This window comes from Flavobacterium hydatis (assembly GCF_000737695.1).
Classification (GTDB): domain Bacteria; phylum Bacteroidota; class Bacteroidia; order Flavobacteriales; family Flavobacteriaceae; genus Flavobacterium; species Flavobacterium hydatis.
Genome location: NZ_JPRM01000014.1, coordinates 1 through 23,856 on the forward strand (window position 1 = coordinate 1; position 23,856 = coordinate 23,856).

Genomic DNA, 23,856 nt, shown 5'->3' on the forward strand with positions numbered 1-23,856 from the left:
TTAAAACAGAGGTTATGGCACTTTTAAAATTACCTTACATTACTATTAACAATCTAATTACTATAATAAGTTATTGATCTGTATTTAAAATAAAATCGAAAAACCTTTAGTATATTTTGTAAATAAATCGATTGCAATCAGGATGATTATCAGTAAAATAAGAACTAATAAATACGTCATGATTTGGGCTTTCTTATTTAACTCAAAAGTGGCGGGATTTATAAAATAATCAGCATAGACGGCCTGAGAAATTTTTATATGAGGCGAAAATAAAGTAACGCCTTGCAAAAAATGTCCAATTAAATGATATTTGTTTTTCGGGATATAGGTTAGTCCATTCTCAGGTTTAGAGAAATGAATAGGAATCTGTTTACCTTCCCTAAAAGCGAAAATATATCCCGGAGAATATTTTGTTCCAATTTTTCTATCGATATCACTTACATAAGCTTCTCTGCTGCTCTCAAACTCCTTGTATAAAATACTCTGGATAATGCCATTGTATTGGTGATGATGTATACCATTCCGATCTACAGAGATGAGGATGATTTTTTTAAGTTTTTGGCGCTTGTGATTCTTATAAAAAACCAAAATACCCCAAAGTAGTATAGGAAAATATACTAGATTGAAGATTATCTCACCAGTAGATAAACGACTATTATGCTCCAGCTGAATGCTTAAAGGAAGGGCTATAAATAAAGCAAGCATTGCAATAACCAAAAGCCCGAACAGTATGTACACAAAAATAGTAGCAGTTAGATTACGTTCTGAAGTTATTTCAGGGAAATTTTCTTTGTTATAAATCATTAACTAATTATTATTAAAAAACATCATTAAAATTTAAATCGGGCATCCCTCCTTTCTACCAAGTTTGTTTTTACTGAATCAAACTGGTAAAATTAGATACAATCTTTTATACCTAAACTCTTTCTGTAATATTATAAAAAAAAAGATAAAACTTCTTTGGTTAAGTTAACACTGAGTTTCTCTGTTAACATAAATCTTTTTTTAGTTCAGGAATTTGTTATAAAACATTTCCAGGATCGAAAATCCAAAAGTGTAAATCCTAATTCTACTGAGTTACCACAACAAAACTACTAAATTTGAAACTTCATAAATAGAATTATTTTTATCAAAACTATAATTCACTACCTTATTTAAATTAAAATGGTTCGAATCTGAATCCTTGTTGTCCCTAAAATACATGAGCTACAATAAGTGGCTCCAAAACCAATTAGACTTTTGCTAATAACCTATTTTTATTAAATTATTATCCTCTTTATGCAACTTTCAAACTAATAAATCATAACATTCAAATAAAAAAACAATTAAGTTTGCAGTATGGGGAAGACTATTAAAATTATATCATCAGAGGAGTTTCCAAGACAATTTATGTCTGATGCTTCTTTAGAGTTTGATTTTTTAAAAACTCCTCTACAAATATATGATTTGAATACTACAACAGAGTATATTCAAATTCCAACTCCGCTTTTTAGGCCTGATTATAATTTTATTGTCCATGTTACTAAGGGTAATGCAAAACAACAAGTAGATAATGAGGTAGTATCATTAACAGAAGATGATGTTTTGTTTGTAAAACAAGGCCATATTACTGCAATGAAAGAAATTGATTTGGTAATTACAGGTCATTTTATTTTATTTGAAGAAAGCGTCCTCAATCACATTTTGTCAAAACAAGAATTGATACAGATTTTCGCCACTAATTCCGTTATTAAGTTGCCGAAAAAAACTAGTATATGGCTTAACTCTTTATTTTGCTTATTAGGTCAAGAATTTCGGAATGAAAATTCCAATATTGAAATTTGTTATTCGCTTATGCAAGCAGCCTTTCAAAAAATAATTTCTTCAAATAAAGAACTTAATAAAACTGTACATCGAGGTAATGAAATCACTTTTTCCTTTAAAGAGTTGGTTTACAAATTCCATAGCCAAGATAAATCGGTATCCTTCTATGCTGATAAATTAAAAATTTCTGTAAATCATCTCAATAGATGTATTAAGCAAACCACTGGAATAGCTCCAAAAGAATGGATTAACAACGTTAGCATCCTGCAAAGCCAAATTCTTTTACAAGATTTGACTAAAGATATCTCAGAAATTGCTTTTGAATTGAATTACGAAGATCCCTCTTACTTTGGGCGACTTTTCAAAAAAATAACAGGTACAACACCTTCTCAGTATCGAAGTTCACTTAGGCACGATTTGTCCGAATAAAGGCAAACTAAATCCTAGCAACAATTATTGTTTTAACCACACCTTTGTCTCAAGAAAATCTTAGAGAGCAGATAAAGCTCGTGTGTTTAAATTAAATAAATGTTATTTTGAAAAAAGTGCTATCATTGGTTTTATTAACCTCGTTTATTTGCCTTCCAAATAAATCTCATGCTCAATTAATAACTGATGGTGCAGGGATTGGAGTTACTGTTAATGGAAAAAGTAGCTTTGAGAATTTATCTACTGTAAACCCGTATCATGAAAATAAATTCAAATACAATACCTACGATTATTGGTTGCCAATACCCTCTTTTAAAATTGGAAAAACTCGTATTCTTGGAATAGTCAACTACCGTGTTTTAGACTTTACATTCGACAAGAAAATTAAAGTTAGTCCGAATTACATCACAAAAATACAAGAGATAAAACCAACCATTGTTGTGCGACGTCCTTTTGGAAAAAGATGGGCCACTTTTGGAGTTTTCATACCAACTATTGCTTCTGATTTTCAAAGTAATTTCTCGTTGAATGATATGGTATTTGATGGCATTTTTGGAGTTTCAAAGAAGTTTGGAGAAAAATCAAATCTTGAAATTGGGATCGGACCTCATATTATGTATGCCTTCGGAAAATTTTTGATAACACCTGCGGTATCTGTCGATTATAAAAGTAATAATGGTAAGTGGTTTGCTCAGCTATACTGGCCAAGGGTCAATATTTTTCGAAATATCGGCAATAATACACAAGTTGGTGTGGCGGGATCGATAGACTGGACACTTCACAACTTACAAAATTACAAGAATGATGAGAACCAAGAAATTGATTATGCACAGTTCTCGGCTATTCATGGAGGTTTACAAATTAATCAACGCCTTTTTGATGGTTTTTGGCTTCAACTGCAAGGAGGTCTAGCATTTGCTAACAAATACACATTGTATAATTCTGAAAATAAAACAATTAGCAACTATAAAACAAGCGAAATACCATATGTAAAAATGATGCTAACCTATCGTTTTGGGAAATAATAAAAAAATTCAATAACAATAAATTAAAAGGAAAAAATGAAAAAATCAATTCTTAGTGTTCTACTATTAGGAGTATCGTATTTTGCTAATGCGCAACAGTTAAAAATGAATGTAGATGTGACCAATGTTCAAAAAGGAAAAGGGAGTGTCGTACTGAATGTTTACAACAAAAAAGAAAATTTCCTTAAGACCGCTTACTTTACCAAGATTCAAAAGGCAAATCAAGGAACCATAAAATTTCAAATCGATTTGCCAAGAGGAACTTATGCTATTACTGTTTTTCAGGATTTGGATAGTAATGAGAAGTTAAATAGTAATTGGTTAGGAATGCCTAAAGAGCCTGTAGGAAACAGCACCAATTTTAAACCTGATGGCGGAGCACCAACATTTGGAGATTGCTCAATTTATGTTTTGAATAATGATTCTACAATTGCAATTGACCTCAATTAAGAAAACTTAAATTATGGAAGAGGCAACTTTTAAAAATAGAATTATTGCAGAAATAAAAGATGCTTGCAAGGAATATCAGACGGGTGATACATTGATTACAGCCTTAAAACCTACAACTATTCAATTTAAAACCGGGGAACTTACATTGATAATAGGTCCTTCAGGTTCAGGAAAAACAACCTTGTTGTCACTATTGGGTTGTGTTATTTACCCCACTAAAGGAGATGTTTTTATAGATGGTCAACAAGTAAATACACTTTCGTCCAAAGAATTATCGATTTTGAGGTTGAATAAAATAGGATTCGTATTTCAAGGCTTTAACCTTTTAGCTCCACTTAACTCTTTAGAAAACGTTATGATGCCACTGCAACTTATGCATTTAAGTGATTCTGAGGCAAAGAAAAAAGCAGAAAAAGCATTGGAATTAGTAGGGATGAAAGATAGAATGAAAAACTTACCCAAAATGCTAAGTGGTGGTCAACAGCAAAGGGTTGCAATTGCGCGAGCACTGGTAACTAATCCGCCAATTATGCTTTGTGATGAACCAACAGCTGCATTAGATGTTAAAAGTGTTGGTTTGGTAATGAATGAATTAAAAGCACTTGCCCAAAATGGTAAGAGTGTTATTGTAGTTACACACGATATGCGGCTCAAAGAATTTGCTGACAGAATTATTTATGTAGATAATGGGATTGCAACCGAAAAAGAAAATCCAGCATTTATTGAGAATCATTAATCAAATTATTAAAGAATGAAATATATTTTAATTTATCTAATAGCCATTTTTTTTTGTAGTTGTAGTAAGAAAGAAGAAAAGATATCAAATCAGGTATCAGATCACAAGGAAGTTGTTCCATCAGATATTGTGGGACTCGGCAGGATTGAACCTGATGAGAAACTATCCTCATTGGCTACAGAAGTAGGAGGCATTGTTGTAGCTATCCACAAGAAAGAAAATGATATGATTATCAAAGGTGATCTAATTATTGAATTGGATCATTCTCTTCAAGATGCAAAAAAAGAACAGATTAAGAGTAGAATGGAAACACAAAGAATCGAAATTAATGTTGCACAACTAAACTTAAAAGAGCAGAAAATAAATTTAGACAACAAACAAATTGAGTTGAAGCGATTGAGAAACTTACTTGAAAAAGGAGCAGAAACAAGACAACATTTTGATAATATAGAAACAGAAACAAAAAAAATTCAAGCGAATGTAGAGCAATTACAAGCTCAGGTTATGATAGCAAATACACGACTTCAAGAAATTAAACAAGAGTTGAACGTTTCAGATAAGGAATTGCAACAGTATTTGGTAAAAGCACTAAGCAACGGACAAATTTTGACAATGAATGCTACTAAAGGTGCTGCATTATCTCCAAATCAATCATTTGCAGATTTTATTCCAAAAAGCAAATTAGTTGCTACTTGTGAAATTGATGAGCTATTTGCAGACAAAATTAAAAAAGGGCAAAAAGCTATTATCCGTCAAATTGGTTCCAATAAAACCATTGGTTCAGGTATTGTAGTTTTTGCTTCTTCGGCACTCAAGCGCAAATCACTTTTTTCTGAGAAAGCTGGTGATCAGGAAGACAGAAGGGTTCGGGAAATAAAAATTCTATTGGCGAATCAAACAAAGTATCTAATTAATTCTCGAATTGAATGCGTTATTCAAACATCTAATAACTAAGATAAACAAAAATGGAATTGCATATAACTTAAAATTGGTTGCAAATACTCATTTGGAAATATAAATACAGCATTTCATAAAAAAACAAATAGCATCTCAAAATGAATTCTATTATTAAAACTGCTTGGAAGTTTATCCGCTTTGATAAAACAAAAAGTATAGGAGTAGTTGTTGGAATAGTAATAAGTACCTTTCTTATTGGTCAACAAATCGGTACATTTAATTTTTTGACAGGACTAATGAGTGTGTTGGTAAAAAATACAACAACAGATATTTGGGTTGTTGATAATAAGACGACAGATGCCAACCAACTTAGTCTGATTGACACGAGAAAAGAAAAAGAGATTAAGAGCCTACCAGGTATTAAAGAAGCATTCCCTATTGTTGTGACAAATGGGAAAGCTAAATTTCCCGGAGGAACAAGTGCTGTGGTAAACATTATAGGAAGCGAATATCCTTATTTTAAGGCAGGTCCTGATAGCACTAAAATAATAGAGGGAAAACTTCCTGATTTATTGCAAGAAGCGGGTGTCTCTGCAGATTACTTTGACCGAAGTAATTTTGGAGGTTCATCAGATGTTGGAACCTATTTTGAGATTAACGGAAAAAGAGCCGTTATTACACTACAAACTAAAGGAATACGAGGTTGGGGCGGTTATTTAATGTACACCTCAATAGATAGAGCAAGATATTATGGCAATATCTCTCCCACTAATATAAGTGCCTTAATGGTAAATGTAAAAGAAGGGGAAGATGTGGATCTTGTCGTGAATCAAATCAATAATTCGATTTATGGAGTAAGAGCTTGGCGTACATCATCTCTAAGTTCATCTACTATAAAAAGTGTTTTAGCTTCTACTGGTTTAGGTGCCAGCACAGGATCTCTGGTCGGGTTTGCCATCATTGCAGGTTTTTTTATTATTGGTTTAACTATGTATTCGTCGGCACTCGACAGGATTAAGGATTATGGAACTTTAAAAGCAATTGGTGCTACCGATTCATATATTAGAAATTTAATCCTTACTCAAGCCACTTTATTTGCTATTGTTGGATTTCTAGTTGCTCTTGTTTTCTTAATGGGTTTTAAGAACGGAATGCATCAAACAGGAATATTGATAAATTTTAGCCCAATAATACTTCTCTCAATCCTAATCGTCACTTTTTCTATTTCGCTTTTTGGGGCTGTATTTGCAATTAGGAGAATAAAAAATGTAGAACCTGCTTCAGTATTTAGAGGCTAAAAAAGTTATTATAATGAAAAATAATACAATGAATGGGTGCTTTATAGGATGCCTTATACTACTATGTATTTCAAAAATGAATGCACAAAACCCTGTATGGTCGTTAAACAAAGCACTTGAAGAAGCACAAAAGAACCGAAAATTATTGACTTCGTTGGAAACAGAAACTAAAATCAATCAGTTAAAAACAAAAGAGCTAAATGCAAAATATTTGCCCAGAGTATCGCTGAATTACAACTATCAGTATAATCCAATTATAGCTACAAATGTTTTACCTGCTAGTGCATTTAACTCTGGAGATTCTTCAAGTGATATGATTCCGATAAAATTAGGTGCTAATTATTCTCAAAATACGGGTGTTTTACTGCAACAACCTTTGCTAGATATCTCCATTTCTAAATTAATTACAGAGTCTAAATTGCAAGAAAAATTAGCAAGTTTAAGTGAAAAAGAAGCAAGGTTAGAGCTTGCTTATGAAGTTTCAAAAGTGTATTTCAATATATTGTTAGCAGAGGAACAAGAAAAAGAAGCTATTGGCGATACCACTCGCACGGCATTAAGCTTGAAAACCATAACCCAAAAATATAATAATAAAAGAGTTTTAAAAGTTGATGTGAATGATGCTAAAGTAACGCATAATAATACTGTCCAAAAATATCTTAATGCAACAAATAACGCGTTGGTCCTAAAACAGTATCTTTTGTATGTTACAGGAAATGAATCTTCTCTAGCTTCTTCAATAGTATTAGAGAAATATAACATAAATGAAAATATTACTGATTTCGATGAAAATCTAATTCTGACGTTACCTCAAATCGAAATTTTAAAAACACAAAATGAAGTATTAGAGAATAAAAAGAAATTGGAAAAAGCAAAACATAGCCCAATGATTACCGCCAATGGATATTTAGGAGCTGATCAGTTCACCGAAAATATGAATCCTTTTCAGCAAAACAGCTGGTATGGGAATAGCTATATTGGTGTCTCCTTAAAATTACCCATTTTTTTTGGGGAGAATACAGCAAAAAGAATAGATCAATTAAAATTTCAGCAAGAGCAAAATAATAATCGAATTGTTGAGGATGTTAATAAAAACAAATACAATGCTCTCAATGCAAGTGCTACATATAATAATGTCTTGCAACAGTTAAAAACCGTGCGTGAAAATAGCATACTCACTTCCGAGATTGTAATGATCTACCAAGAACGGTATAAGTTTAACCAAATATCGTTTTATGAACTAAATGATAAAGAAATACAATTACAAAATCTAGAGCTTGTACATAATCAACTTCAAAAAGAATTAATAGTGTCGTGGCTTAATTGGAAAAAGGCTGCGGGAAAATTAGTTTTATAATATTTAAAACCTCATAATACTGTTATTACAAGTATGCTTATAAAGACATACAATACAAAAAAAGACTGCTTCACAAAGTGCAAAGCAGTCTTTTATATTTTGTAAAGAGAACTCTAATTCATCTTCTAATATAAATAATTCAGGGCTGTAACATCATTAGCATTGAAAGCTCCAGTTTCATTTGAACCAAAACAAGCTCTCATATAAGAAGTTGCATCATATCCTGAAGGTGTTCCTGGAATTAGGATTGCTCCAACACCAGCTGTTCCTTCATTTGAATTTTGCCCACAACTTTGACGGCTGAACCAGTCTGTATGACGTAAACCAATACAATGACCTATTTCGTGTGCAGCTACGTGCGCATTTACACCTGTTGAATAAGTATCTAATCCAGAATATAATGTAACTGAATTATAAGGATTTCCTCCTGAAGGGAAACCTGCTACACCACCAGCAGATCCAGTCTGTCTTCTTACAACAATGTTTGCACCTGTAGTACTTGAACTAAAGGTTAGTGTAAAATTAATAGACAATCCTAAATTATTGTATCTGTTTATTGCTGCTTGTAATCCAGCCTTCATATTTGCACTTAAGGCTGTTGTACCAGTCCCAGATAATCCTACAACTTTAATAGTTTTTGGGGTAGATACTAAATTAGTAGTACGATATTGTTCTGTAGTGATACCACCGTGAAGATCCATTTTTTTTAATTGATCTTCCGTCATGACTATACATCCTTCTATCAAGAACGCATCCTCAGTAGTACCATCTAACTTGGTATTTTTGATCACTTGAACATCTGTACTATTTAGTGAAAGTGATCTAATTTTATTTAACACCTCTGGTGTTACTTTAAGAGACTCCTGATTTGATTGACCTGACTCATCTTCTTTGTTGCAAGACAACAGGGTTAACGCTATAAACGATAAGGCTAAAATTGATTTAATTTTTTTCATAATAGGTTTTTTGGGTTGTTAAAATAAATTGATAAATTAGGGGCTTTACAAAATATTAACATCAAATTTAAATTATTTTTAATCTTAAAATACTTATAAAAAACAAATTTAACAAATTTAACATTTTTTGTTAAATTATTCCATATACCTTTTTAATACTAATTATCCGATTTTAACCGCAAACCCAATGAAATCAATAATCAAATAGAAATCAACCTGTTATAGACAACAATATTATTTAATATTTTACTTTGTTCACAATCTGTTAAAATGTTTTTACACTTTCATATAACATTTAAAATAGAAAACAAACTAATAAAAAGAGAATCACTCTTACAAATTTGGAAGATTATCAATGAAATAAAAAATTATATTTTTTTTACAAATACTTTAATAACTTTGATTTACCTACAACTATAAACATTTAAAATAGAAATCATTAAGTACAAGTTTCATTTTTTTCTTTATCTCAATTAAGAAGTAAATAAGATTTACAATAGTCAATTTAGATACCATTGATAAAAATGATTACAATTGCCCTAACATCTACAATAAATGAAGACACAAATTACTTTTTTCTTTTTTATGATAACGACAATCAGTCTCTCACAAAGTTCTGAAAAATGGAAACAATACATAAAAAAAGAAAACGAAAGGAAATTTGAGAAATACTATTTTACATCTTTAAAAAATGCACATCACAACAAATACAAGATTGTAAAAAAACTTGACAGTACTTTTTGTATTGTTGAAAATGAAAACTCAAAATCGAATCAATCATTAAAAAAAAATCTCCCAGTTAATAGTTTATGGAAACTACCTTCAAATTTTTCAAATCACAAAGGAGACAAACAGTACATAATAGCTACTGATAGTATCGAAACCTTAATTACTGACTTGAAATCGATTAACATTTCTGATATCAAAATACTAAATAACCATCTCGTAGTCATAAAAAGTGACTCCAAAAAAATCATTGATGAAATTACAACTCTAAACAGTGTATCATCTATTTCACAGGAATCTCTACAACCAAAAGGAGAATCTAAAATAATAGACCAGAATTTCAGTATCAATTCTATAAATAAAGCCAATACTAATTTTCCCCTTTTAACAGGCGAAAACCAAATTGTAGGGATTAAAGATGATTTTTTTGATGTTAATGATATTGATCTATTAAATAAAGCTATTTCTTCCCCAACGCAATCGGCTATTGTATCGAGCCATGCAACCGCTATGGCGACAATAGTTTCTGGATTAGGAAATAGCTCTGCATTAGGAAAAGGGGTTGCTAAAAAGGCTATGATACTATCATCCGACTTTTTAAACATCTATCCTGATGAAGTAGTAACTTTACAAGGAGCAACCACTCAAAATCATTCCTACGGTACAGTGATTGAGAATTTCTATGGTTCGCTCGCCAATGCTTATGATACGCAATTATCCTTAAATAATGATTTGACTCATTGTTTTTCCTCTGGTAATAGCGGACTTCGAGGTTATAAATCACTTACAGGTAATTTCAAACAATCAAAAAATAGTATTTTATTTGGTTGTATTGACCAAAACGAAGTAATTATGCCTTTTTCTTCAAAAGGTCCAGCGTACGACGGCCGAATAAAACCAGAATTAGTAGCCTTTAGTACTCAAGGAACTTCAAATTCTACAGCATTAGCAACAGGAATTATTACCCTTATGAAACAACATTATAAAACTATAAACAATACCTCTTTGACTAATGCCCTGACAAAAGCAATTTTAATTAATAGTGCAAAAGACTTAGGTAACACAGGCCCAGATTTCACCTATGGCTATGGTAATATAAATGCTGATAAATGCTTAAAAACGATTAGTGAAAATAGAATAATATCTAATAAATTGAAATCTGGTCAGACAAATTCACATACTATAACTCTTCCTGAAAATACTAAAAACTTAAAAATCACATTAGTTTGGAACGATTTACCCGCTTCAATCAACAGTAATATTAGTTTGGTAAATGATCTGGACCTCGAAGTTATTTCGGCTGACAACACTACTTTTTTACCCTGGATTCTTAATTCTAATACTCCTGAGTTACCAGCATTAAGAGGAAAAGATAAAATTAATAACATAGAACAAGTAACTATTGAAAATCCCACAGCTGGTCTTTATAATATCAATGTTATTGGCTCATACGTTTCAAATACATCCCAAGATTACAGCATTGTTTACGAATATGAATTGAAAAATCAATTTGAATGGAATTATCCAGTTGCAAATGATAATTTCCCTTATGATGGTAAAACTATTTCTCCTTTCAAATGGAATTCATCATTTTCTGACACTCAAGGACAATTATCTATTAGTTACAATAATGGACAAACTTGGGAAGTTATCGCAAATGATATAAATGTGAATAGCGAACAATTTACTTATACTCCAGCTGAACAAAAATTTTCAAGAGCAAAATTAAAAATGACCATTAATGATGTCGATTATATCTCTGACACCTTTACTATTTCTTATGATTTAAACATCACTACAAGCCTAGTTTGTGATGGTGCTACAGAAATTAATTGGGACAAACCCACCGATGTTACTTCATTTAATATTTATCAACTGATAGGAGATCATTTAGAGTTTAAAGAGCAAACAACAAACACTAATTATATCTATACTGATGGAAAGATTCACACTGTTATTCCTGTATTTAACAATAGTGAAGGAATAAAAAGTGAGTCAACATTACAGTATGCTCAAAACTCAAATTGCTATTTCGAGTTAGCACTAGCAGAAATTTATGATGAAGACAAAGTAAGGGTTGATGCCAGTCTTTTTAGCTTATATAATATCAAAAGAATTGAGTTAGTAAAAATAATTAATAATACCGAAGGTGTTATCAGTACAATAAATGATATCAATTCAAAAACATTCTCTTTTTTAGATTCTTCTCCCACAAAGGGCAGTAATAAATATAAAATAAATATAATTTTAGAAAACAACAATGTAGTAAGCTCCCTGATTCTGGATACTAATTATTTAGGCAATGATTTATTTTTTGTTCATCCCACACTATTACGCAAAAATGAAGAACTAAATATTGAAGCAAAGAAAGAGGAAAACGCAATTTTCTATTTATACAATATTAGCGGACAAAACACTATTACTTCTACTCTACTTTCTAAAACCAATAACATAGATTTAAAAAATATCACCACAGGAATTTATATCTACAAAATAATTACAAGCTCAGGCGAAACTCAAACAGGGAAAATTGCAGTTTATTAGTCTATAATTAGATATTTATTTTTTTGAATCATACAAAATTGAACTTATAACAAAATTCCAAAAACAAGTTTTTATAATTTGTAATCACCTTAAGAACATTAAGAGTCGAAAACTAAACAGGTAAAAGGAATACCTCTTTCCATAAAAGAACTAAGAGGGATTAAAAGGTGTTATTTCACCTCAGAAAGACTCAATATAACCTCAATTGTATTTCTACTCGAATATTACAAAACATCACATTACATCGACGTATATTAACTCAAAAGAACTAACACCAAAGATGAATTAATGCAAATTACAGAACTATATCTGGAAACATAAAAAACAATAAGATACCCTCTTCTGTCATGAGCAATAATAAAGCTTTCAGTTTAACTCCAAAAAAAAACTCCAATTAGCTTTAGCCAATTGAAGTTTTTAGTACTCAGAGCGGGACTTGAACCCGCACGAACATTGCTGTTCACTGGATTTTAAGTCCAGCGTGTCTACCAATTTCACCATCCGAGCATTATGTGGTACCTCCAGGGATCGAACCAGGGACACATGGATTTTCAGTCCATTGCTCTACCATCTGAGCTAAGGTACCATTGTTTATTTATAAATATATAAACAAATTAAGAAAAAAAACCTGCTTTGTTTAAAAAAACAGGTTCTAAAGAAAGGCGACGACATACTCTCCCACATAACTGCAGTACCATCTGCGCAGGCGGGCTTAACTACTCTGTTCGGGATGGGAAGAGGTGAGCCCCGCCGCAATAACCACCTTAAGGTCGTTAGTTGCTTTAGGCAACTTCTTTTAAAATATTTGTAAAAATATATTCTGTTTCGTTACTATTATTAATTCTTGATTGAGACAAAGGTTTTATAATTACATTTTTAAAGTTATTGTGATAAAACGTTTTTAAATCTTCTTTAGAATTAGTAACCAAAGTATTTGGTGTCTTGAACCCCAATTCTTTAGCTAGTTTTAATTGATATAATTTATTTTCAGCCTGATAAATACTAAAAGGATTACTCAACCATTTTGCATCAATTGTAGATAATAAATTTTTTAATAAAGCGTCATATTCTGTTAACAAGTAAGTTCTTTCAGTCAAATTTTGATTTTCTATATTTGGCAACTTTGTTCTCCTAAACCATACTGAACAAAAATTAGTTTCACCATCAAACTCTAATTTGAAGTTGTTGTCGATTTTGTAATTTTTATTGACAATGTCTTCACAGTTGAATCTTTTGTACTTTATGTTCCTTTGATTCAGTTTATTAATTACAAAATCACTGGTGTAATCCTCTTTGTGAGTTATGATTAGGATTGTCTTATCAGTCATTGTCTGTTGATTCTTGAGAAATAAATGTGAAAGTGTTCGTTCCTATCATTGATTTAAAAGCATTAAAACTTGAATCATTATCGCTACCTTCAATTTGATATGATGTGTGCGTCAAAGTGCCCATCATTAACCCCATGTTTTCACTATCACAATCCGAAGATTCATTGTAAGTACGTGTATGGGTTTCGGTTGACATATTCAGCAAATCAATAGCTGGAAGTCCTGTTTTGGTGTAAATCGTAAGGTTCAATTCTGAACTGTACGCGATTTGGGAAAGGTCAAAATTTTCATTTTTAAATTTTTCCGTATATTGCAAAATTAATGGATTCATAACTGGATTTTTACTGATAGTTTTATCGGTCATTGTCTGTTGCTTCTTGGGATACTAATGTTACAGAAGATGTGCTCATCATTGATTTAATGGCATTGAAGCTTGCGTCATCATCACTTCCTTCAAGTTGATATGAGGTGTGTGTTAAAGTTCCCATCATTAATCCTATATTTTCGCTATCAGAATCCGATACTTCTGTGTATGTTTTTGTACCCGTTTGGGTTGACATATTTAGATATTCTATTGCAGGAAGCCCCGATTTTTTATCAATCGTTAAGTTCAATGTTGAACTATATTCTGTTTTTGAGAAATCAAAATTTTCAGTATTTGATTTCTCAGCATATTGCAAAATTAATGGATTCATAATACTATTATTAATGCTTTCAAGCAAAAAAACTTCTTTTAAAATCGGTTGTGTTAACATCTAAGCGTATTTCTTGCTTTGTGTGATTTCATCTAATGATTCAATACTCTCTTTTATATCTAAATTTTGCTGAATCGTTTCTTGTCATACTTAACTTAGCAATCATTTTTTGCAAATGAAATAAAAGAGATATTGTACAAACATACGAAAAAGCAATTGAAAGAAAAATGAGTAAAACCGTAACTTATACCGTTTTTCTTAGTTTTGGCTTTCCTTTTAAAATTAAATAAAATAAGTAAGTTATATGTTGACATGGTTTCAATCTTGAGTTTTTAAAATGTTAGAAAATTTTGCAATCACTAGTACATTAGTTATGAAGGCGCTTATAAGACGCCTTCATCAGCAAATGAATAATAGGATTCGGTAGTTATAATTAATGAATCTAGTAATGTGATTTCAAGAAGTTTTCCAGCTTCTTTTACTTTTTGAGTTATTTGTTTATCGGCTTCGGAGGCTGTGAGGTTTCCTGAAGGATGATTGTGAATCATTATCAGAGATGTAGCATTTGCCTTAAGGGCCGCTGAGAATATTAATCTTGGATCTACAATAGTTCCTGTAATACCTCCAGATGAGATTTCGTAAATTCCAAGTGTTTTGTGAACTTGATTCATAAACAATACTTTGAACTGTTCGAACAATTCTATTTTATTATAATCCCAAGCTGAAAGAGCCAGTTTGTATGCATCTTTGGAAGATTTGATTTGCGGTCTTTCAGAGTTTTTTACTTTTGTTTTGTAGATCAGTTCAATTTCAGATACAGTCTGCCAGTTTTGATTTAAAGTTTCCATAATTTCTATATTTTAAATTAATTATGGAACATCCGCTGGGAATCGGCTAGCAAGCGCAAATAGCAACGCAATAAAGCAGGATTTTTTTTCCTGCATTTATGGGGGAATTTTTTGCAAGCGTCCGCAAGCGATTCCCTAACTTTGTGACGAAATTAAATAAGATATTAAAAGAATAAAGAACCGTTTGATAAATGCGTTTCAAAAAACACTAGTGAAAAACTTTTTAAATTAATTAAGGTTTGTCCCTTCTGCAGTCACTAAAAACAGAAAAGCTTACAAAGTATTACTCTGGCTTGTTTTGTTTTTGAATGTGCCAATAAAGGATAAATTACACAGCATTTTATTGAGGGTTTGAAGAGATTGGCTTACTACAAGTAGGAGATGTCTTTAGATGTCTTCAGTATTTTGATTTCGATGTTCCACTGAGGATTGAAGGAAAAATTTATTTGATTTCGCAAATAATTTTCAATAAGATATTATCGGATAATTTATTTAAAGTAAAAACAGACAGCATTAACTTTTTGTGGTAAAAAATAGCATCTCAGTTTAGTTTACTGATTTATAACAAAATTATAATTTTTTTAATGGGTTTTCTTTGGCATCATCATCCGTGGCAAACCCAAAACGTTTAGAGAGATAGCTACGAACAGCACTGAAGTTTGGATGTTTCATACCATTTTCTAGCCCGAAAGAATTAAGGACGTCAACAGACATTTTATCCATGTAAAATGAAAATTCAGGTGACTTGAGCCATTCCAGTGGTATTGGAATGTAATTTTGTTCTTCGGGCTGGCTTCTCATTTCTGTCGATAGTTTTGCTATCAAAGCCGCAGTCTCTTGCTGAGTAGTAGGCGGATTTCTCTCTAGTAAAATATTGACTTTTGTTGAAATAACAAAGTTCCTGAGAGCCGAAAGGATCTGCCAGTCAAGAAAACCTGTCGTACGTAATGAATCAACAAGTATCTTAAAGTCGGGATCTCGTTTCCAGATTTCAAGGCTGACCGATAAACTTTTATAATTACGTTTATATCTCCCGACAATTTTTTCTAATGACGTAACCTGATCATATTTTGCGCTGACTCCTTTAAAAGCTATATCTAGTCTGGATCCTTCGGAAGTAAAATCATTAAAGCTGACAGGGTTGAATGCTGAACGGTGGGATTCATTAAACTGTTCCTCAGTTAAAAGATTGAGATATACTTTTTGGTAGGTATTTATAATTAATCCCTTATGTCCTAAATTTTGTTTTGAGTAAAGTTCATCAAAAGCTTCGTAGAATTCTTTACTCGGAAGCAGACTTAAATTACTTAAGAGAGTTCTAATACAAGTTGTTAAAAAAGCATAGTGATATTGAATCTTTAGCTGGTCTGTTACCTCTAACGCAGGAATAGCTAAATCCCAGACTGCCTCATCATGAGATACGCGCTGTTTTAAATTTTGTGTGTATTCATCGGCTTGACTTAAATGAATTGTTGCTTGCATTTCCAGAAGATGCAGATCGACATTCATTAGGCCAATTTCACAGAGTATAATTTGAAAAAGGGCAGTAAATTCTTCTGCAATTGAATTCATCTTTACCTCATTTGAGAATACAATATTCCATTTTATTCCATGGGTGTCAAATTCTATTTTCCTTGACTGTCCGATATCGCTGAAAGGAATCATGGTAAGTTTTCTTTTCAGTAATTCTTTTAACTTGTTTTCATCTCTAAATTTTACTTCAGTATGCTGACCAATTTCCTGTAGAAATTCAGTATAGATCCAACCGAGTTTTTGCTTCTGATGTTGAATAAATTCCTGTAATTCTGGATGAATTATAGTCGCGGTACTTAGAATAAAACCAAGTTCCACTAAAACATTTGCTAAAACATGATCCCTTTCCAAATCAAGATCATCAGCATTAAATTCAATTCTTGCGTGGATGTAATTTTGAAAATCATCTAATGCACTGACCCAGCTGCCCTGCTGGTAGTCGGCGTGAAAAACTGAAGCATAGCTGTCACCAATAAGCTTCAATATAGTATGATCGCCAAAATGGACAGACCCCCAGACAGCAGTCAAACCATAGTATTTAGAGGCAAAATTCATTCCCAAAGCCCAATATACTTTTGCAATGTTGTTAAGTACCATTATTAACTGGGGGCGGGCATCATCATTATTGCAGTAATCTTTAGCTTTATGCAGGCAGCCTAGTGCTTTAAGATAGTTTGCAACTGAAGGTCTGCTAAGATAACTGGAGCTTCTTTGAACCAGCGTTTTTGCCGTCTCAAGGTTTTGTCCTGTTTTCATTGCCAAAACTTCGATGCTATCCAAATAATCTTCTAATACTTGTATGGCGGCAATCTCTGCTTCGAGTCTTATAAGCAGATCTAATATGGTAGAGGTTTGATTATTAAGAGTCGTTATACTGTAGGAGCTGGCCTGCGGGAGAATTTCAGGGATTTTACTGTAGAATTCTACTGACAGAATCGTCTTATCCAGCATAGAGATAGACGGATCGTTATGAAAATGAAAGTTTCCCATTAGCTGTAAAGCCAGGCAAAGTTCATCGACATTGTTATGATTTGATATTTTATTATCAATAATTTTATGTATTGAATTTCGCCAATTTTCTATCTCTTGAAACGTAATAAGTTCTGGAAAACTCTGAGAATACTTAGCCGCTATTTCTAGCAGTATTATATCATCTTCTACGTCAGAAAAGGAATTTCTATCGTCAAGATTTTCAAAATAATATCTGATTAAGTGCTCTGTACCTTCAATTGTATTTTTTATTGTGAAGGTTTTTGAATCCGGAGATAAAAGAATAAAAATATACTCGTAGATTGCTTTTCGACGGCAGGATGTTAATGTTTCCTCCAGTTCCATGTACTGTTTTAAAAGGCTACACCAAAGTTCGTCATGATCGGTTTCGATGAGCTCCCATCTGCAGTGCCTTGTCGCAGCAATGATTTCATAAAATTCTCCGACTCTGAAATCATTAATCGTTCCTTCTTCTTTCCATTTTTCGTAAAGGGCGGCATACCATCTGTCTTTTTCTGATCCCATATTAAGAAGTAGGATATCAAGCGACAGATTTGTGAGAATTTTTTTCTGTGTATCTTTTTCCGCAGTCCGAGCAGCTATTTCAGATAAAAGAACTGATATATAAGTAGTGGACTGATCTGGATTTAAAGAAAAAGGAAGCTGTATTACTAATTCCTCTAGTTCCTTAACAAGTTGCGGGATGGCATTTTCTTGAGGTACTGCATCAAATTTCCATCTGATAGATCTTACGAAGTCATTCCAGACATCATTAGGTAGTCGGTCATATATTTCCTTGGCTTCTTTCATTGCTTTATCAATTTCTGGAGAAAGCTTTGCGCTCATAACACTGGTTATATATTCATCAATTATAGATTTTACTTTTATCCTGCATCTTTCGAGCATTTGTGGTGAGAGTTCATCCTGATTCTGCCACCACTCCTTCAAAAGTTTTGGATCCTCGGTTTTATACTGTCGTGCTGGCCGAGAATTAGTTTCAAAAATAAAGGTCACATCATCCAATATATAATCACCTTTACAGTAGAGCATAAAAAAATGAGCTATGCTTTTTACTATTTCTTCCTTAGAAAAAGAAAAATTGTCAGAATATAATTTTACCTGCCTAAAAGTGGAAGTTCCAGCGTCTACACTGCGTTCGAAAATATCCTCTTCATAGTCACAATAAATGTTTGTGTCGTTCTGCTCAATTCTGTTTTGAAGCCATGTTCGCAGCGTTATAAGTTTCTGAAAGTAAAAACCCTGCTCTGTAGCAGTGGCATCGGTATCTTTTGTAAATAAATGTAGCTTGGTTAAACTCATAACTGAAGTATTGCTTTTTTTATAATTGAAAAGGAGCTGATACCATTTATTGATTTTGTATTAAATGGTAAGTGTTTATGTGTAAGCTAAAATACATTATTTTGATATCTTAAATTAAGTCCCTGATTTTTTTATACTAATTCCTCCAAAATTTTCTCAGTAATTCTTTGATAGCGATAATCTTTCAAAATAGAATCGAAAGACTTTAAAAGATTTTTTCTATGCAAAACACTTTGTACATCATTTGATTTTAAAGCATTGAATGCACCAACGATAAATTTTATAGTATCTTGATCCCTGCCAAATTCTGGTTCTCTGTTTTTTCCTTTATTGTCATGCAAAATCGCTTGATTAAATATATTGATGGATATATTGACATACTTACTGCATTGCTGAGTTAAATATGTAAGTAATTGCCCGGAAAGATAAAAATGAGAAGAGCTAATAAAAAGTGTCAGGAATTTTTCGATGTCAATTAATTCAATGTGATCAAGATTCAAATAATGAAAAACCAATCCTTTGGATGGATTTATGTTCTCAGCATCCATTAAATAGTCCAAAATAGTATTCCCTTTTAAATGACTTTGTTCGTTATGATAATAATTTTTGAAAATGACATGAAGAGCCCATGATCTGGTATGGAGATTTCTTAATATGAGGTCTTTAAGAAGTTTTTCAGCGGTGTCCTCTTCATAGAGATAAGAACTATATAAAATTAAAAATAAAGCATTAGAATCATCTTTTCCTAAGTTCTTGCTTTCAATCATTTTAGTAAAAACCGGGATAAATTTTTTAAAATTAATATTAACCATATATTGAAGTGACCAAAGAGCGGATACAGTAATATAAATATTGTTTTCTTGGAGAAGGTAATTACTAAAAATTTCAAAGGATTTTTCGCGATCTAAATTGTTTAGATAGACAAAGCGATTCAGTACAATGGCTTTTGCTTCGGCAGGACCGTCTTTTAATATTTTTTCAATTGTGTCAAAAGTGACCGCTTTATATTTTTTGTCGGTTATTCCCAATAATGCTTTAGCTGAGATTCCATAATCAGTACCAATAGCAGCTCTAACTAAATCATCTTCAGAAGTTTCAGAATTAACTAAAAAATCTATTTTTTTTGCTTTACTCCAATCAAGAGCTGAGTCAATAATATAGTTTAAGACTTCATTATCTTCAATATTAGATTCAATAATATATCCCGCAATTCTGACAAAGAAGTTGATATCATCATGCTCAATGCTATTGACAGACGGTTTAAGTTTTTTAAACAGCTTATGAATTACTTCAGGATCATATTTTATTTCAATTAATCCCAACATTCCTAATAGAGCGTAGTTCCTGTTTATTGTAATGTCTTCTATTGCTTGCTCTATAATTTCAACAGATCTTTTTGGATAATTTCTTGCGTGGTCTTTAAAAGCCCATGAGTGTTCTCTTAGCCCTCCTTTAAGGAAGTCCTCTGCAAAAGCATCTCTTTCTGAGTCATAGATTCGAAATGAACTTAGCCACTGAGTTGCTGTCATTTTATTGTATGCTTGGTTATTCAGCGGTTTTCGCACGATACCTGCTAGGAGATTGCCTGAGCTATAAGTCTCTTTGAAATTTTTAAATTTCCGATCTAATTCATCTCTTCGTTTTTTCAATTCGAGATTTTCTTTAAATGTATTTTCGGGGAACCTTCTTAAAAGGATGTGCTGTGTAAAACCCCATTTCAAGTGTAAGTAACTTTTCTCATTGTATTTACGAACTACCGTTTCAGTGGGAATTCTAAGACTTAAGACGAGTTCGACAATATTTTTTTGCTGTTTGAGATTGAAAAACGTAAAACTGTTTTGAAATAAATCACGGAACTCCACTCCAAGGTCACTTGCAGTTAAAAAACATTTATTATCATAAAAATGCAAGAACAATTTATAGGTATAGCCTGAATAATATTGAAGAGAACCACTTATAGCATGAATAATTAGGCGCAGAACTGCCTCATATCTTGACGTAAGATGATTATCAAGAAATTGCTTAAAATCGGGACTTTCAAGTAATGCCATTTCACGCAAACAATTAGCTAAAAGCCAATAATAAAACCCGTCTTTATCAGAAGGCTTTTTCGTATTTAAATTTACGCGCGTGTAAATATGATCATCATAAAAACTCAAACAGTTATGATCATTTGATTCTAATTCTTCAATTAGATTCTTAATCAGAGGCTTTGATAATTTCCACGGAATTACAGCAGACAAACTGTTAAGCAGCTTATTTTCCTGATAGACTGTATTCCTTACGGTCTCTTGTAAGGTATTGTTGAGTAGTTTTTTTTCAAGCAGATTGAAACAAAAATCAGGATTTGTTTGTGATATTTTATACAGAGCTACATAATATGTATGTGGGGCATCATCTAAAAGGTTAGGACATTGTTCAAAAAGCTTTAAGTAATTATCAACAGGACAATTATCTAAATAAAATAGAAGTGACTGCTTTACATCTGTATCATTTAATTTGAATAGTAAATCCCATGCACCTTCTGTATTTTTACTTATAAACCTATGTAAAAAACTTACGGTGCTATTGGTTTGATATTCACTAAAATCTTGATTATCTTCCTTAATCTTCCGGTTTTTATTTTCAATACAGGTTTTGGTTAGTAAGTCCTTTTTTAGGGCTGAGAGAAACCATGCATTGTCCTGAGCATTGTCAAAATATAATATCCTATATTCGATATTATTGCAAGCCAGATCTAATAACAATTCTATTTCTTGGTCAAAAGGAGAATCTTGGAATAAAATCCAGCAATAGCACATGTGCTTGATGTGGAAAAAAATTTCATCATCTTTAAAAATATTTTTTATTTGAGTAAAATATATTTTCGGATTGTATTCACGCAGGTAATTAATGATCATCTTTATCGCAGACCTTATCAGTATCGACTGGTGTTCCTGCTTTATGTATTCAATAATACTGCTTTTTTTTTCGACAAATCGTTTAGCGAAAATATAATCGTAAAAAGTCTGATGAAAGAACTGGAGCTGTCTTGCGTCCTTTTTTATCAAACGTTCACTTTCCAAATAATTCAATTCGTATAAGTAATTATCAAAATGAAATTCATTTACAGTAATAGTCTGATCTGTAAACATTTTATTGGCAATTTTAAAAAGAAGCTTTTTTATTTTTGATGGGTCTACTGGTGTTTGATGACTAATTGATCTGACTTTAGATTTGTAAAGTTCAGTATATAGTTCATGCAGAGATCTTATTGATGAATTTGAATTAATAGAGGAACTTACACGAGTGTAAATATTGAGATGACTAGGCGTTCTCAACAGATACAGCAGCTTCTTAGAGATATCATTTTCATTAATTCCCTTTTTTTTAACTATTTCAAATACTTCCGATTCACTTAGCAGACCAACTTTGACCGTTTTTAAGTTTTTATAAACTTTTAAGGATGGGTCATAATGAAGATCGAAGATTCGAACAGAGACAATAAGGCGTATATTTGGGTCGTATGTAAATTGGTCAATTATAAGTTTAAAAACATCAAGATAGCTTCTATTGCTGGACATTGACTGAGATAAAGCATCAATTTGATCAATAATAATTACCGTTTTATTGTATTTTTCTTTACATTGTTCTATCAGGTCCAGAACAGGAACTTTAACTCCCGTTTTAAACTGCAGCTCCTGTATATTAGAAGAATGTAATTTGTCGGCTTTCAAACCTAAAACAGGAACGTTATTATGAGTTAACTGATCATAAAGATCTTTTAGTATGACAGTTTTTCCCATACCTGCATTCGCTGCAAGAAGACAAACATTTAATGGGCGATCTAACTCGTCCAGATCATGTACTGCGTTTATCCATTCAAAAAGTTCCTCTGTTTCTTTTCTTAGAATGTGCGAATCTGATATGTCATCAAAATGATTCTTTTCGATATGCAAACTAGCTGAACCTTTATGTAATTCCTGTTTTATTCGAGGTTCGGTCAACACATTGTTAAGTTGCTCTAACAATGTTTTTTCAAGATTTTTAATAGGAACATCCGAAACTAGAGTACGAACCTGAAAAAATAATGGCTGAAGATGCTGACAAGAAGGATAGACAAGAAGAGCATCAAGATCTTGAGGATAGATTTTTTTTACTTTTATTGCAGCTAAAATTGTCAGGACATTATCAAAAGTTGAGGGCTGAAGTTCAAGAGGTTTTATTGTAGGGTGCTTTAGATTTTTACTGACCCATTTCTGTAGATCATTTTCGTTTACAATATTTGCATTAAAATCGTCAATAAAATCGCTGCATTCCATTACAAATCCTGTTGAAACAGCTATATAATATGTGAATTTTTTTTTATCTGGAATCAATCTTGAGTCCAGCAGGCTATAAAGCACGAATTTGGTAATTTCTTCTCCAAACTGTTGTTTGGAGAGATTCTTCGTGTACCTCTTGCATTGAATAATTCCAGTGCTCTTACCGTTATTAAATAAAGCACAGTCACGTCCTTTATCGTGGACACCTGACATAAGGGAAATACCTTCAAAAGATTCGAATTTATTCTCTTTAATCAAAATATCATATAGGCTATAAACCAATTCTTCATACCTGCGGTCATCAGAAATTTGGTTATAAGGAAATGATTTATTTTCAATTGCGATAGGCTTATTTTCTTGCGGATCGTCAAAAGATAATACAGTATGATATTGAATTAAATCCATATGAAGTAATTAGGGTTCGATAATTGTAATTGAGGGCTATTTCTAATGATATACTTAAAAAACAAAAAGATGAATGTAAAAGAAACTCAAATATAGATATTATTTGCTCTTTTTTTGGAGTTACTTAATAACTATAATTGAAAAGAAATAGTTATTCTTAGGTTCTATATGCTACTCATGAAAAGGGTCACTTTTATTTTATTTATATTTAT

General features: G+C 31.9%; 16 protein-coding genes, 2 tRNA genes and 1 rRNA gene. 8 read left to right on the forward strand and 11 right to left on the reverse strand.

Features of this window, described 5'->3' with window-relative positions; translation table 11 throughout:
• Positions 1-84 precede the first annotated feature (84 nt).
• Positions 85-804 carry a hypothetical protein gene (locus IW20_RS09810; protein ID WP_035621405.1) on the reverse strand — a complete coding sequence of 240 codons (720 nt, stop codon included), beginning with the start codon at positions 802-804 and terminating at the stop codon, positions 85-87.
• 534 nt (positions 805-1,338) lie between these two features.
• Between IW20_RS09810 and IW20_RS09815 the strand changes: the two genes are divergently transcribed.
• The 7 genes from IW20_RS09815 (at position 1,339) to IW20_RS09845 (ending at position 7,995) form a co-directional block, all read left to right on the forward strand.
• Complete coding sequence (locus tag IW20_RS09815; RefSeq protein ID WP_035621407.1) at positions 1,339-2,232, forward strand: helix-turn-helix domain-containing protein; 894 nt, start codon at positions 1,339-1,341, stop codon at positions 2,230-2,232.
• A gap of 116 nt (positions 2,233-2,348) precedes the next feature.
• On the forward strand, positions 2,349-3,257 hold the full coding sequence (locus IW20_RS09820) for a DUF6268 family outer membrane beta-barrel protein (RefSeq protein ID WP_240478475.1): 909 nt from the start codon (positions 2,349-2,351) through the stop codon (positions 3,255-3,257).
• 36 nt (positions 3,258-3,293) lie between these two features.
• Positions 3,294-3,707 carry a DUF2141 domain-containing protein gene (locus IW20_RS09825; protein WP_051885681.1) on the forward strand — a complete coding sequence of 138 codons (414 nt, stop codon included), beginning with the start codon at positions 3,294-3,296 and terminating at the stop codon, positions 3,705-3,707.
• Positions 3,708-3,720: 13 nt separating this feature from the next.
• Entirely contained in the window at positions 3,721-4,443 is a 723-nt protein-coding gene (locus IW20_RS09830) for an ABC transporter ATP-binding protein (protein WP_035621411.1), read from the forward strand.
• A gap of 15 nt (positions 4,444-4,458) precedes the next feature.
• Positions 4,459-5,397 carry an HlyD family secretion protein gene (locus tag IW20_RS09835; RefSeq protein ID WP_035621413.1) on the forward strand — a complete coding sequence of 313 codons (939 nt, stop codon included), beginning with the start codon at positions 4,459-4,461 and terminating at the stop codon, positions 5,395-5,397.
• 101 nt (positions 5,398-5,498) lie between these two features.
• A complete protein-coding gene (locus IW20_RS09840) occupies positions 5,499-6,638 on the forward strand; it encodes an ABC transporter permease (RefSeq protein WP_035621416.1) in 1,140 nt (379 codons plus the stop codon).
• A gap of 13 nt (positions 6,639-6,651) precedes the next feature.
• Entirely contained in the window at positions 6,652-7,995 is a 1,344-nt protein-coding gene (locus IW20_RS09845; protein ID WP_081912463.1) for a TolC family protein, read from the forward strand.
• 125 nt (positions 7,996-8,120) lie between these two features.
• On the opposite strand, the gene IW20_RS09850 is transcribed toward IW20_RS09845, so the two are convergent.
• The gene (locus IW20_RS09850) at positions 8,121-8,951 is read right to left on the reverse strand and encodes a M57 family metalloprotease (protein WP_035621421.1); all 831 of its coding nucleotides are present in this window, start codon (positions 8,949-8,951) and stop codon (positions 8,121-8,123) included.
• A 555-nt stretch (positions 8,952-9,506) separates the two neighbouring features.
• Between IW20_RS09850 and IW20_RS09855 the strand changes: the two genes are divergently transcribed.
• Complete coding sequence (locus IW20_RS09855) at positions 9,507-12,221, forward strand: S8 family serine peptidase (protein ID WP_035621423.1); 2,715 nt, start codon at positions 9,507-9,509, stop codon at positions 12,219-12,221.
• 421 nt (positions 12,222-12,642) lie between these two features.
• Here IW20_RS09855 and IW20_RS09860 read toward each other — a convergent pair.
• The 9 genes from IW20_RS09860 to IW20_RS09900 all read right to left on the reverse strand — a co-directional run bounded on the left by IW20_RS09860 (position 12,643) and on the right by IW20_RS09900 (position 23,644).
• Positions 12,643-12,728 (reverse strand) — tRNA-Leu (locus IW20_RS09860).
• Between the two features lie 6 nt (positions 12,729-12,734).
• Positions 12,735-12,807, reverse strand: a tRNA-Phe gene (locus IW20_RS09865).
• Between the two features lie 71 nt (positions 12,808-12,878).
• Positions 12,879-12,988: ribosomal RNA gene (gene rrf / locus IW20_RS09870) — 5S ribosomal RNA — on the reverse strand.
• Positions 12,989-13,003: 15 nt separating this feature from the next.
• Positions 13,004-13,549 (reverse strand): ATP-grasp domain-containing protein, encoded by a 546-nt coding sequence (locus IW20_RS09875; RefSeq protein ID WP_035621427.1) that lies wholly within the window; start codon positions 13,547-13,549, stop codon positions 13,004-13,006.
• Positions 13,542-13,913, reverse strand: a complete 372-nt coding sequence (locus IW20_RS09880) for a hypothetical protein (RefSeq protein ID WP_035621429.1) — start codon at positions 13,911-13,913, stop codon at positions 13,542-13,544. The genes IW20_RS09875 and IW20_RS09880 overlap by 8 nt, the downstream gene beginning before the upstream one ends.
• Positions 13,903-14,244, reverse strand: a complete 342-nt coding sequence (locus IW20_RS09885; RefSeq protein ID WP_123869488.1) for a hypothetical protein — start codon at positions 14,242-14,244, stop codon at positions 13,903-13,905. Before IW20_RS09885 ends, IW20_RS09880 begins: the two co-directional genes overlap by 11 nt.
• A 383-nt stretch (positions 14,245-14,627) precedes the next feature.
• On the reverse strand, positions 14,628-15,092 hold the full coding sequence (locus tag IW20_RS09890; RefSeq protein WP_035621433.1) for a JAB domain-containing protein: 465 nt from the start codon (positions 15,090-15,092) through the stop codon (positions 14,628-14,630).
• 570 nt (positions 15,093-15,662) lie between these two features.
• Complete coding sequence (locus tag IW20_RS09895; RefSeq protein WP_035621435.1) at positions 15,663-18,935, reverse strand: dsDNA nuclease domain-containing protein; 3,273 nt, start codon at positions 18,933-18,935, stop codon at positions 15,663-15,665.
• Positions 18,936-19,066: 131 nt separating this feature from the next.
• Positions 19,067-23,644 (reverse strand): AAA family ATPase, encoded by a 4,578-nt coding sequence (locus tag IW20_RS09900; protein WP_035621438.1) that lies wholly within the window; start codon positions 23,642-23,644, stop codon positions 19,067-19,069.
• Positions 23,645-23,856 lie beyond the last annotated feature (212 nt).